We start from the raw sequence: 13,615 nt of genomic DNA on the forward strand, positions 1-13,615 counted from the left end.
CTGTAGAAATGATAGACACAGGAGTTCCATGGAAATATATCTCTGCGGATTTCTAATCTTTAAAAATATTTGGCTTTTCTTTTTAAAACTTTTAGATTTATGATTTTAGTTTATAATTTATAATTTGATTTGTGATAAAATGATTCAAGAAATGGAAAATAATTTGATGCCAAAGGGAAGTATAGACTTAGTTGGTTTTGGTAGATTAGGCTTAAGAACTGGGATTAATCTCATTCAAATTCATAGAGGCGGACCCTCTAAAATAACTGTTATTGATGGTCAAAAGATTTCCGAATCTGACATAATATTCTTATTGAAAGGTGCTGAAGTAGGTACCTATAAGGCTGATTTCTTAAAGAAACTTTCCACTCATCATCCTGATTTCAGAGAAGTCATTTCTATAACTGAAGACATTTCTGAAGATAATATTGATTTGGTTACTGGTGATGTTGTCGTTATTGAAATAGCTGGAGGCAACACAATACCTACAGCTGCAAACATCATTAAAAAGGCACATGAAAAGGGTTCCAAGACAATTGGAACTGCAGGAATCTTTGGAATTGGTGATGAGGAAATAGTGGTAAAGGACATTTCTGAATTTGATGATTCCAATCCTGCTGTCAATGAACTAAGAAAAGAGGGAATAGTAAAGGATCATCTGATTTTAACCACAAGCACATTTATTAGAGATGCAATTCCAATCACTCCTTATGTCTTGGATGATATTGCAAATATAATTACAAAAGAGGCCTTAAAATTATTGATTGAAAAGAATAATGAATAATGAGCTCTTTCTGAAGGTTTGGAAATGATTACAATAGCTACTGCCGAATGCTTTACCCATGGAATTTTGGCTCGGGAAATTCATGCCCTTGCTCAAGGATATGAAGATAATTTTGGGTCTAACTATTCCTATTTAGTCAATAAGGTTCAAAAGGATTGCCTAAAGGATGCAATTATGGAGGATAAATGCTCTATTTTTGATTTGACTGATTTGAGTGTGACATGCGGCTTGTTCATACCTACTTTAGATGCAGTTAAATCCATTCTCCAAATTGAAAATCCAGTAGAGCCATTGGAATTGGTGAAAGGAATAAAAGTTTATGATGACGATGGGGATATTGAAATGTCTATCCTAATGGCAGAAGCTGCTAAAAAATTAGCCAACACATCTATAGGTATAGGTACAACTGCAGGGATTGGATATGGTGGCATCGCTATTGTTGATGATGATGTAATTATAAGCACAAGTTCTGATGTAAGTGCTAATTTAATTGATGCGGATTCCAATAATTTGTACATGCGTCAGAAGAGCGGAATAGAGAAAACATTAAAAATATTAATCTATTATCTGAATAGCAATTTTGATAGGATTAATGCTTTAGAAAATGTCAATATTCATTATAAATAATTTTTCATAAAAATAGCCTTTTTTATTTTTTTATTTTTTTTATTTTTTAAAATATTTTTTTTTAAGAAAATTTTTTTAAATCTTTATTTTTTTAAAAATAGTAAAAAAATGTAAATTTATAGAGTTTTATCTATAAAATTACGTGAAATATTTGAATTTTATTTTGCAGCTTCACCAATTAAGGCATCTTGATTGCTTACAACTTGAGTGTCGATGACTACTGGCTCTTCCTCACCTAAAACAGATTTAGTGCTGCTAAGTCCAAATAACATTGTAGACAAGTTATGGAGCAATGAAGTTGTAGTAGGTGGAATGATTCCAAGCAATCCAAGTCCAATTAAAGAACCGTTAAACATTACAATGTGTCTGTAATTGGCATTTATCTTATCAAGCATTCCAGTTGATAGCTTTCTAAGTGTTACCAAGTCATATAAGTCGTCTGAAAGCAGGGAAATGTCTGCAACTTCCCTTGCAATATCTGATGAGTTTCTCATTGCCACTGATACATCAGCAGCAGATAATGCTGGGGAGTCGTTGATTCCATCTCCAACCATAATGACTTGATGGCCTTCATCTTTTAGTTCTTGAATGATGCTAGCCTTATCTTCTGGAAGAACTTGTGACTTGTATTGTGTAATGCCTAAGTCATTAGCTATTTTATTTGCAGCATTTTCACTGTCTCCAGTCAACATGACTACATTGCTAATGCCTAATTCCTTAAGTTGGCTGATTACATCATGGGCTTCGTCCCTAACAGGGTCTGAAATGCAAAGGATTCCTTGAAGCTTTTTGCCAATTGCAAGATAGATTACTGAATACTCTTTAATGTTTTCTTCAATGATCTTTTGCTGTTTCTTGGTAAACTTGATACCTTCATCTTCCTCTACGAAGTGTCTACTTCCAATGATTGCCTTTTTGCCATCATATGTAGTTGAGATACCATGTGCAACGATGTATTCAACTTCACTGTGATCCTCTTTATGGTGTAATCCTTCTTCTTCCGCCTTTTTCACAATGGCTGTTGCTACACTGTGTGCAAAGTGCTCTTCGATGCATGCAGCAATTCTCAATACTTCATCCCTTTCGTATTTTCCACATGGGATGACCTTTTCAAGAACTGGATGAGCATTGGTCAAGGTTCCGGTCTTATCAAATACTATGGTATCTGCATTTGCATATGCCTCTAAATGTTTTCCACCTTTAACCATCATCCTATTGTCTGATGCCTCTTTCATAGCAGAGATGACTGAAATCGGAGTTGTTAACTTAATTGCACATGAGAAATCCACCATCAATACAGCTAGTGCTTTTGTTGTGTTTCCTGTAAGCAAATAGGTCAATGCTGTTGTAAGCAAGCTGTAAGGCACAATTGAGTCTGCCAATTTTTCTGCCTTGCTTTGAATGCTTGCCTTCAACTCCTCGGAGTCTTCAATCATATCGATGATCTTATTCAATCTGGTTTCATCGTTAACTGAACGAACTTCGATGACTATTGATCCTTCCTCAACAACGGTTCCTGCATGAATAGCTTTTCCTTCACTCTTATGCACGGCTAATGATTCTCCAGTCATTGAAGCTTCATTAATCATTGCATCGCCATCGGCAATAACTCCATCAACAGGTATGATTGCACCGGTTCTTATTCTTATTTTGTCACCTTTTTTGATTTCGGACAATGGGAATTGACTTTCGATTTCATTTCCTTCATCATCAACATCAACTTTCCATACACTATCAATATTCAATGCTAAACTGCTCTTTAAAGTGCTTTTTGTTTTTTGCATTGTATAGTCTTCTAGCATATCTGAAATAGACAATAAGAACATCATTGAACCTACAGACTTGTAGTTTCGAGTGATTAATGATGCAGCTATAGCAGTCCCATCAAGAAGTGCAACATCCGCTCTGAAACTGGTTAAACTATCCAATCCGTGATATAGGTAGTTAGCAGCGTGATATAACATTCTCACTTTCCTAAATGGTATTGGCAGGATAATTTTAAAGAGATATCTTTTTAAGACATGTTTGGATAATCTGAAAAAGAAATCATTTGATATTTCAGCTAAGCTTATATTTTCTGTTGCTTTTCCTTCGTAAAGATCTTCTTGAGAAATTTTATCTAGAATATGAAGAATTTCACCTTTTTTACTTATATCATTATAATTTATTAATATGCTCCCATTTCTATGGGAAATACTTACTTCATCTATAAACGCATATTCAAGCAAGGTTTCACTTAAGCCATAAGTTTCTTCTTTGGTAAATGCTTCTTTACCTGCACGCACTCTTAAACGAGTGCCCTTATCATATACTATATCGTAAATCATGGCTCTGAATTGAATAAATTTATAAAATTTATAAAATTTATTGATTAATTAATTTATTAGATTTGCCTATCCAATATTTTTATAATTTATTTATTCATCTTCAGCAGTCACATCAACGCATACAGCTTCTTTTTTTGCGGCTTTTGCATCGGTGTGGATGTCTTCTGCATTATCTTTTATGTCTTGAATTGATTCTTCAAGTTCACTTTTGCAAGTTAAGACTTTTGCCATACCTTTTGCAGCATAGTCTTTAGTGGTTTTTGATTCCAAGATTTTTTTACCTACAACTGCAGCAGCTATTCCTCCTACAAAAATCAATGCATGCTTATGTTCAAATGCTTTGTCTCTTATGTCTTTATACATTTTATCACCATTTTCAATTTTTAATCTAAATAAGTTTTTTATCTAATAAGTAAACTTTCATTATTCAGATTCTACTATTATATATCAAGTTGTTTTTATTTAAATGTTTAGGTTTACCTAAATAATTATATTACTATAGTTAAATATATTAAGTGTATATAAATAAAATCATTTTTATTTTGTTTAAACCTTTATTTTTGTTACTGGGGATTTTTCCTTGCTTTATATTTTTTATCATTATTGGCTTATTTTCCATAGACTTTCTTAGGTAAACCTAAACTTTATATATTATGAAAACAAAAATAGTATTAGGTTTTAGGTATACCTAATTAATCTATGTAGGGTAATCTTTTTATTTTCATTTTAATTAACAATCCAAAAATATTTTTAAAAAGCAATACATTTTATTTTAAAAATATCCCCATTTTTAAAACAAAATTTAAAAATTTTAATTAAACTACAAAATACCTCAAAATAATGAGATTTCATCTAACATTGATTTAGGTATACCTAAATTTCCTACTTTTATTGATGTATTTTTTAGAGAAAGATCATTCTAAAAGCTCTAAAATTTGTTATCGGTAATTTATCAGACATGATATTTATTTTATAAAATTTCTTAAGAGGTTGTATAAATGATAAAAAAATTAAACGAACTCAAATCTGGAGAAACCGGAGTTTTAGCTTCTTATGGTTCCGGTGGTGACTTGGAATTAAAAAGACATTTGCTCGGTATGGGCTTTGTTAAAGGTGCAGATGTAGAAGTGGAAAAAGTGGCACCTCTTGGAGATCCTATTCAAGTTAAGGTAAAAGGATACTCTGTTTGTCTCAGAAAAGAGGAAGCTAAAAACATTGAAATAGAAGTGTAAATTTTTTATTAAAATGTAAATTATTATATAATTTTTCAAAATTTATTTTTATATTATTATTAAAATTTTAAAGGTATAAATATGGCAAATCTTAAAATAGGTTTAGCAGGTAATCCTAATGTAGGAAAAACCACTTTATTCAATACTTTAACTGGTTTAAACCAACATGTAGGTAATTGGCCTGGTAAAACCGTAGCACAAGCAAAAGGTCATTATAAGCATAATGGCAATGAAGTTGAAGTAATAGATTTACCTGGAAACTATGCTTTAAGTGCTCATTCTATGGAAGAGATTGTATCAAGAGACTTCATCGTAGATGAAGATGCTGATGTGATTGTAAACATCATAGATGCAGCAAACATTGAGAGAAACTTGTATCTCACTGTTCAAATGATGGAACTTGGAGCTAATTTGGTTGTAGCTTTAAACATGAATAAGTATGCTCAAGACAAGGGCTATACCATTGATGCGAATAAGCTTTCTGAATTATTAGGAGTTCCAGTAGTTGAGATTGAAGCAAATAGTGATACCGGTAAGGAAGAATTACTCAAAACTGTTGAACAAGCAGCTCAAAACCCAGTGAACACTACTGAAAGGTTGGTTTATAACAATGAACTTAAAGAACATATTGCTGAGCTTCAGGCTGTTATAGAAGAAGACAAGAATTTATTGGACGTTCCTTCATCTTGGATTGCAATCAAATTGCTTGAAAACGATGAGATTGTAGAAGAGAAAATTGAAGGTTCTTCAAAAAGGAATAACATTCAAGCTGAAACCAAAAAGGTCAAGGACCACTTGGAAGGCATTTTTGGTGAAGGCAGTGAAGAGGTTATTGCAAATGCAAGATATGCATTCATTGATGGGCTCTTAAAGGAATCCCTTACAAAACCTAATCATTTGAAAGTATCCATCAGTGAAAAAATCGATAAGATTGTTACAAACAGAATATTAGGGTTCCCAATTTTCATAGTCATAATGTATGCAATGTTTGAGATTGTATTTACATTTGGTGCACCTTTCCAAGACTTGATTGATGAGTTCTTTGGAATTCTTGGTGACTTTATTGTAGGATCCCTTGGTGAAACAATGCTTTCATCATTCCTCGTCAATGGGCTCATTGGAGGAGTAGGTGGGGTACTTGTATTCTTGCCTCAAATTATCCTATTGTTCTTGATTATCAGTTTCCTTGAAGATTGCGGTTACTTAGCAAGAGCAGCATTTGTTATGGACAAGTTAATGCATAAGTTTGTTGGATTGCATGGTAAGGCATTCATTCCTATGCTTTTAGGATTCGGTTGTGGTGTGCCAGGTATTATGGCAACCAGAACCATGGAAAACGAAAAGGACAGATTAATCACTATGTTAATCGTACCATTCATGTCCTGTTCCGCTAGAATGCCAGTATACTTATTATTGGTTGGTGCATTCTTTGCAGCTAATCAAAGCCTTGTAATCTTATCCTTATATTTGGTTGGTATAATTGTTGCGGTCATTGTTGCATTCATATTAAGAAAAACCACATTTAAGGAAATGTCTGCTCCATTCGTAATGGAATTGCCTGACTATAAATTGCCTACAATCAGAGGTATCTTAATGCACACCCTTGAAAAATCCTGGGGATTCATTAAAAAGGCAGGTACCATTATTTTAGTAGCAAGTATTGTAATCTGGATGTTAAGTTACTTCCCTGCAGGAGTTGAATACGGATCTCAAGAAAGTGCTATCGGTACTATTGGTACTGTAATCGCACCAGTATTTGCTCCTTTAGGATTTGGAGAATGGCAACCTGCTGTAGCATTGGCATTCGGTCTTGTTGCTAAGGAGGTTGTAGTAGGTACTTTCAGTTCGCTATTTGGAGTTGCCGAGGAGGGAGCCGGAATTATTACAGCAATGCATGGAATTTTCACTCCACTTACCGCTTATGTATTTATGGTATTTGTATTGCTCTATATTCCTTGTTTCGCAGCTCTCGGGGCAATCAAACAGGAAACCGGCGGATGGAAATATCCATTGATCATGTCTGCAGTTACTTTAGTGACTGCATATGTAGTGTCCTTCATAGTTTATATGGTAGGACTGGGATTAGGATTGGGTTAACCCAATTCTAATTTTATTTTTTTCTTTATTTGATTTAATATCATTGTATTTCATTAATTTGAAGAGATAAAGTAGATGTTAAATGAAATAAAGGAAATGCTTTTAAAAATTAAAGTTTATAAAATTTAGGTGGTATATGATAAATACATTGAAATCAATTATTTTCTTCATAATTGCCGGATTTTTTGAAATCGGTGGAGGATATTTGATTTGGTTATGGTTAAGGGAAGGTAAAGGAATAGAATTCGCTATTTTAGGAGCAATTATTTTGATTCTTTATGGTATTGTTCCAACATTTCAACCAGCCAGCTTTGGAAAGACTTATGCTGCTTATGGTGGCGTATTCATAGCATTGTCTCTTTTGTGGGGTTGGAAAATTGATAATGTTGTTCCGGATCAATTCGATATAATTGGTGCATGTATAGCTTTAATAGGTGTATTTGTGATAATGTATTGGCCTAGGGTATTGTCATAATCGTTTTAAAAAGTGTTTTATTAGATAATGTAAATTTGTAGTATTGTATTATTGAAAATGAGGTGGTATCATGCAATGTAGAATGTGTGGTTTTGAATTTGATCCCCAAAAAGGAGGGTCTTGCGGAAGCTGTGGACAATGCAAAGGTTGCAATAAAGCTTTTTGTCCAAGATGTGGATATGGAAATTCCCTCTCTTATGAAAAAGAATTTGATTATATTTCCAAGCTTCAAAGAAAATTAAAATCATTTAAATCAAGAGCAAAAATATAATATTTTTTGTTCAATTTTACTATTTTTTCAAAAATTCTCATTATTGTTTTCCAATATTTTCATTTTTCTATTTTTTCAATATTTTCATAAACTATTTTTCAATATAATCATAATTTTTGCATAAATTTTTTCAAAATTAGTATTACTATTTTAATGATTTTAAAGGATTAGTAATACTAAACAAACATTTATATAGTTTTTTTTACAATATTATATTGTTTAATCAATTTTTATTCAAAATTGACTACTTTATTGTCTTTATTAGTAAAATAAACTCTAAATAATGGGTTTTAGTATTACTTTAAATTTTGAAAAAATTACAAAAAGTATTACTTTAGTATTACTGATGAGATAATAATTTTATAAAATGTATTACTTTTTAAATACTTATTGAAAAAATCAATTCACTCAAAATTCATAGGGTAATAATGAGTATTACTTTTATTGATTTTTTTTAAGATTATAAAAAGTGATATTGTGTGATTATAAATCAAACTTAAAAAAATGGAGGAAAAATAATATGCATATACCTGATGGTTTTATACCTCTTGGCCAATGTGCAATCTACTATGTAATCTTAATCATTGCATTGTACTTTGCTGGAAAATGGGCAAGAGCAAATCTTGATGAAAAACGTATACCATTGCTTGCAGTATTGGCTGCAGGTATTTTTGCAATCATGTCCATGAACATGCCAATTCCATTTGGTACCAGTGGGCACATGGTTGGTGGAGCATTAGTAGCTATTGTATTTATGGCTCCTGAAGCTGCTATTTTAGTATTCACTGCAGTATTGCTTATTCAAGCTTTATTCTTCGGAGACGGAGGAATCACTGCTTTAGGTGCAAATGTATTCAACATGGCAATTGTTGGAGGATTCGTAGGTCTTTACACCTTTAAAGGATTACAAGGCATCATTGGCAAATATCCTTCTGCATTTGTAGCAGCATGGCTTGCAACCTTGGTTGCAGCAGTTGTAGCTGCAATTGAAATGGCTATTGCAGGAACTTTCCCATTGACTGTAGGAATTGCTTCCATGGCACTTTACCATGCATTTATTGGTATAATTGAGGGTGTATTAACTGTAATTGTTCTTTATGCTCTTGAAAAATTCAGACCAGACCTATTGGCATGGAACAGAGAATAGGGTGATAATATGGAATTAAGTCAAAGTGATAAATATTTAATTGTTGTAGGGATTATATTTTGTATTGCTTTAGCAGTATTATCTCCTTACATTGCATCTGGCGATCCGGATGGCTTAGAAAAATCTGCTGAAGATGCGGCAGTTGGTGAAGATGTTGAAGCTCCAGTTATGGAGTCACCATTCCCAGACTATACCTATGAGCCTTTAGACAAATTAGGCGAAATCGGTGTTTTAATATTCGGTGGACTGATTACACTAGTTCTTGGTTTAGGTATAGGTTATGCATTAAAAAAATCTGACTAATTCTTTTGGTTAGATGAATAATTTAAAATCTCTTGTATTTTAAATTAAGAAAAGGGTCTTGGATACGGATTATCATTAATTCATGTCCAGGATTTTCTCTTTTTCTATTCATTTCTCTTTTTAAAAATTTTACAAAACTTTCCTTAATTTACAATTAGTAATACTTTTTTGCTGTTTTTCACTCAATTAGTAATACTTTTCCTTTATTTATCTAAAGTAATACTTTTTAGGCTTATTTTGGCAAATTAGTAATAATTATCGATTTAAATAAATAATTATTTATAATTAAAAGCCAATAGTTATATTATAAATTTTTAATTAATTTTGATTTTTCAAAATTTTAATCATATGATTATTTCAATGAATTGATGGTAGATAAAATGGCAATAGAACAAGTCAGATCATTAGAGTTTATAGCTTCCAGGGATTCAATCATCCATAATTTGGAAGGTAGGGTAAAGCTTGTAGCCATTTTGCTCATTATTCTTTTCACTGTTTTTTCAGATAGGCTAATAGTTCCAATTGTATTGGAATGCTTTTTACTCATTGTTATGTATTTGGCAGAATTGTCATTTAAGGAAAGCTTTAAGAGAGTGCTCCTTCTTTTGCCATTCGGTGGTTTTGTAATAGCATTCCAACCATTCATACACCCTGGAAATATCATTTGGCAGGGTCCTTATTCATGGCTCTTCATCACAGATACTGGTTTAAATTGGACGGTTCTTTTATTTGCTAGATTGCTTGTTTGTTTGACAGCTATTGTTATCCTTTCATCTACCTCTCCTATGCAGGAAGTGGTGCAATCATTCAGAAAGCTTGGGATGCCAAGAGATCTTGCAATGATTTTAACTATCATGGTAAGGTTCCTGTTTATCTTTGTAGATGAATTAAGGGACATTAGGCAATCAATGACATCAAGAAACTTTGATCCATTCAATGATAAGATCTCTTATAAATGGAGAGTGAAGCAAGTGGGATACAGCATAGCCATGATGTTCCTAAAGGCATACGAAAAGGGAGAAACCATTTATTTAAGCATGGCAAGCAGATGCTTTTCAGACAATTCCAATTTATATCATGCAAAGACAATCATTGGCAAATCTGAATATATTTATTTGGCTGTAATCATTGCTATCATAATACTTTTGGAATTGCTTGTATTGTTTTATTCTGGAAATTTGGCTTATTTGGGAGTTTCCTTATCATTATAACTCTTAATCTATTTTTTATATTTTATTCCAATTTTTCATTTTATTTTTTCATTGTCATAAATATTTAGGTATGCCTAAAAATTTAGAAACATTTATATACTATAAAAAACAATTTATAATTAACAATAAGTTTAGGCACACCTAAATTTTATTGTTTCTTGAAAAATCTTAAATTTTGTTGTTTATTAGTTCGACCAATAATAATCTAAAGTTTTCTTTAATTACATATAATTATCTTCCTCCCTTTCTTTAGATTATTATTGGCTTTAAAAGAATTTCAACACATCATTTTCTTCTGTTAAAATCGCTTTCTATCAATGAAATTCTTGGGAATTAATAAGAACTTTTATGATTTTTAGAACCATTTTAAAATAACTTAATTGTTATTTAGCAATCTCCAAACAAGTACATAGCGTTCTTTAATCCCAGGTATGCTATGTACTGCCTCTTATTTTATTTTTTTTATATTTTTAGTTTTTCAGCTGTTTCTTTTAGTTGTTTTTTAAATTTTAAAATTTTATTTTTTTGTATGATCAACATTTTTCAATAATTTTTTAGGTAAACCTAAAAATTTAGAAAGGTTTATATACTATGAAGACAAATCTATAATTAACAATAAGTTTAGGTATACCTAAACTATTGTGTTATTGAATAAAAATCTGTAATAATCTTGGTTAATGATAAATTCTCAAATTCAAGTAATTGTACATAGTATTAGTTTAATCATAACAATCCAAATCTCTTGAATTTAGAATTTATTATTAATTTTAGTCTAATGAGTTTTACATAAAACACACATCATTTTCTTCTGCATATAATCGCTCTCAAAAATGTAAGATTCAGGGTCCAACTACAAGATTATTAATCTCCAAAGTGTAAATAATTTTAAGAATTATTTTAACTCAACCTCCAAAAAAAATGTTCATAGCATTGCTATGAATTATTTTTCTTTTTTTTATTTTTTTAAAATTTTTAGATTGTTTCAAATCAAAAATAGTGTTCTTAATAGATTTATTTCTTGTCTAGTTCTAATTTGTATAAAATTAGTTTCTAATAGATCTTAATTCCTTTATCTTTTAAGATGGCTGCTAAATAGATAAAGGATATTATAAAGAAGTAGAATAAGATCTGTATATCCAATATTCCAGTTTCAACTCCCAAGATGGAATAAGTCAATATTAAACTGTATATTGCAATATAAAATGAGTCTTTAGTGATTTTGATTATCTTATATCCTGTTCCTAAGATGAATCCAAGAAGGCACATCTCGACAGCCACTCCAATTTTACCGAAATCCACTATCATCTGGCCTAATAGTGTAGGGGTTACAGTGACTTCAGTTCTCCAAGCTATTAATTTTCCAACTAGCATTCTAGGTCCAAGGTCACTTCCAGGCATTGAACTTGCTATCATCTTTCCATGCAATATTCCAAAGTTGCCTGAAATTTGATTCAATAGGTTCAATACATGCATAGTGAAGTTAGCCCTATGTTCCAAGGTAGAGAATATGCTGGTGTTTGTACTTATTGCAAGTTCATTCAATGACCTTAAGTAACCAATTCCCATAATTGCAAAAACTCCAATCAATGCACCTATAATCACTTCCCAAACAGATAAGATCTCTCCATAATATGCAATAATGATCATCATAAGAAGGATTGCAATGATTGGTGTTCTGTATTCAAGTGTAAGGACAGTTATCATTCCGATTAAGGTTAGAACTAGGAATCTGAATCTCACTTGGCTTCTTGAGATTTCGCCATTTTTGTATTGGTTCAGTCTGTGTGATGCAATAAGCCCTATTCCTGGAATAACTAGGAATACTGGCATTGTGAATATGGGTTTTAATGAATATCTTAAAGAGGATTTCAATATTGGCAATCCTCCAACAGATGCAATGCTTATGAACAGAAATATGATTCCTATTAATGTAAGGCAAAAACCGATTGAATAAACGTCTTTTGTATCGAACAAGGGTATTTTATTGTTTTCACTATCGTTCAAAACAAATCTTGTTAATACGATTGCTCCAATGAAAAATGAGATGAAAGCAATCAATATGGTGAATTGCAAATCACTTGAGACAGGTTCTGTTGCAAGCAGTAAAAAAAGTGTGAATGTAACTAAAACAATAAGAGGTGAAAATATTTCCTCCTTTAGGATTTTGCTTTTTTTGAAAATGGATAAAAAGTTTTCACTAGGGTAAAGGCTCTTGAAATAGCTGTTTACCCATTCGTTTTCAACAAATCCGAGGATATTGAAAATAAGTGTGAATAAAAGGGATTTGCTAATCATATTTTCTATAGTTCTAGTTATTGTGCTAGTTATAGAATATATCAAACTCATATTTTCACTTTATTATCCTTATTGTTCTATGCATTGTTTTACTTAATTTTAATTATAAGTTCTGATTTTTATTTGGCTAGTCTGACCGTTGAAATCGCCTAATATTTCACTAGCTGTTTTCAAATCAGTTTTATTTGCTCTATTGATTTCAAGAACATTGGTTTCAGCGTTCATGACAATGCAAGGCTTTTTATTATTATATAATGCATTAAGCAATTTTTGATATTTTACGCCATCCAAATTGTCTATGGCAATGCTTGTGCTGATTTCACAGTTGCTTCCATTAGGCATTGCACTGATTAAATCATTAAGATTGCTGATTTCCTTTGGAGCAACTGAAATGTCCTTGACATTCTTGTAGGTATCTCCGTTAGATTCCAAGCTTATTGAATCGATAAAAAGATCTGCATTTGGCACATCCTTGTAGAATCCAGCAAGCAATTGTTTGCCACCACTTTCAAGGAGAACATTCACTTTTTCATTTTCACTCTCTCCTAACCATAGGACTTTTCCATTGAGTTCAACCTTTTCTCCGGTTTTTGCATCGGTTCCAACAATTGTGCTTGTAACCACATTTCCGTTTTTGTAGTAATCCAAATATGTTTCAAGTATTTTTGCATTGGTTGAATAGTCAAAAGAAGTGGCGGAGGCATTTGATGAGTCATCATCCGCCATATGGTAAATGGCAAATCCCGCTGCACCAATGATGCAGATAATTATTAGGATGTCAATAATTGTAATTTTATTTAAAAACCCTGGTTTTTTCATAATTATAACCTGAAAAACTTTTAAGTA

13 protein-coding genes are annotated in these 13,615 nt (G+C 31.7%); 9 read left to right on the forward strand and 4 right to left on the reverse strand.

The window, feature by feature from the left end; translation table 11 throughout:
- The first annotated feature begins 139 nt into the window (after positions 1–139).
- Both Q0409_RS07500 and Q0409_RS07505 read left to right on the forward strand, forming a co-directional pair.
- Positions 140–784: a ThiF family adenylyltransferase gene (locus Q0409_RS07500; protein WP_298536596.1), complete on the forward strand. Its 645-nt coding sequence runs from the start codon at positions 140–142 to the stop codon at positions 782–784.
- A gap of 24 nt (positions 785–808) precedes the next feature.
- Positions 809–1,411 (forward strand): UPF0254 family protein, encoded by a 603-nt coding sequence (locus Q0409_RS07505; RefSeq protein ID WP_298536598.1) that lies wholly within the window; start codon positions 809–811, stop codon positions 1,409–1,411.
- Between the two features lie 158 nt (positions 1,412–1,569).
- Here the strand turns inward: Q0409_RS07505 and Q0409_RS07510 are convergent, their stop codons facing one another.
- Complete coding sequence (locus Q0409_RS07510; RefSeq protein ID WP_298536600.1) at positions 1,570–3,738, reverse strand: heavy metal translocating P-type ATPase; 2,169 nt, start codon at positions 3,736–3,738, stop codon at positions 1,570–1,572.
- Positions 3,739–3,828: 90 nt separating this feature from the next.
- A complete protein-coding gene (locus Q0409_RS07515; protein ID WP_298536602.1) occupies positions 3,829–4,101 on the reverse strand; it encodes a DUF6110 family protein in 273 nt (90 codons plus the stop codon).
- Positions 4,102–4,736: 635 nt separating this feature from the next.
- Here Q0409_RS07515 and Q0409_RS07520 point away from each other — a divergent pair.
- The 7 genes from Q0409_RS07520 to cbiQ all read left to right on the forward strand — a co-directional run bounded on the left by Q0409_RS07520 (position 4,737) and on the right by cbiQ (position 10,474).
- A complete protein-coding gene (locus tag Q0409_RS07520; protein WP_295608151.1) occupies positions 4,737–4,970 on the forward strand; it encodes a FeoA family protein in 234 nt (77 codons plus the stop codon).
- A gap of 81 nt (positions 4,971–5,051) precedes the next feature.
- Positions 5,052–7,067 carry a ferrous iron transport protein B gene (gene feoB / locus Q0409_RS07525; RefSeq protein ID WP_298536605.1) on the forward strand — a complete coding sequence of 672 codons (2,016 nt, stop codon included), beginning with the start codon at positions 5,052–5,054 and terminating at the stop codon, positions 7,065–7,067.
- Between the two features lie 136 nt (positions 7,068–7,203).
- Complete coding sequence (locus Q0409_RS07530; protein ID WP_298536609.1) at positions 7,204–7,542, forward strand: YnfA family protein; 339 nt, start codon at positions 7,204–7,206, stop codon at positions 7,540–7,542.
- Positions 7,543–7,612: 70 nt separating this feature from the next.
- On the forward strand, positions 7,613–7,813 hold the full coding sequence (locus Q0409_RS07535; RefSeq protein WP_298536612.1) for a hypothetical protein: 201 nt from the start codon (positions 7,613–7,615) through the stop codon (positions 7,811–7,813).
- Between the two features lie 520 nt (positions 7,814–8,333).
- A complete protein-coding gene (cbiM, locus tag Q0409_RS07540; RefSeq protein ID WP_298536614.1) occupies positions 8,334–8,960 on the forward strand; it encodes a cobalt transporter CbiM in 627 nt (208 codons plus the stop codon).
- 9 nt (positions 8,961–8,969) lie between these two features.
- The gene (locus Q0409_RS07545) at positions 8,970–9,263 is read left to right on the forward strand and encodes a PDGLE domain-containing protein (RefSeq protein ID WP_298536616.1); all 294 of its coding nucleotides are present in this window, start codon (positions 8,970–8,972) and stop codon (positions 9,261–9,263) included.
- Positions 9,264–9,631: 368 nt separating this feature from the next.
- Positions 9,632–10,474: a cobalt ECF transporter T component CbiQ gene (gene cbiQ / locus Q0409_RS07550; RefSeq protein ID WP_298536619.1), complete on the forward strand. Its 843-nt coding sequence runs from the start codon at positions 9,632–9,634 to the stop codon at positions 10,472–10,474.
- Positions 10,475–11,524: 1,050 nt separating this feature from the next.
- Here cbiQ and Q0409_RS07555 read toward each other — a convergent pair.
- Entirely contained in the window at positions 11,525–12,820 is a 1,296-nt protein-coding gene (locus tag Q0409_RS07555; RefSeq protein ID WP_298536622.1) for an oligosaccharide repeat unit polymerase family protein, read from the reverse strand.
- A gap of 48 nt (positions 12,821–12,868) precedes the next feature.
- The coding region (locus Q0409_RS07560) for an adhesin (RefSeq protein WP_298536625.1) at positions 12,869–13,615 on the reverse strand (747 nt) is incomplete at its 5' end.

The sequence above is a fragment of the uncultured Methanobrevibacter sp. genome (assembly GCF_937898925.1).
Taxonomy (GTDB): Archaea; Methanobacteriota; Methanobacteria; order Methanobacteriales; family Methanobacteriaceae; genus Methanobrevibacter.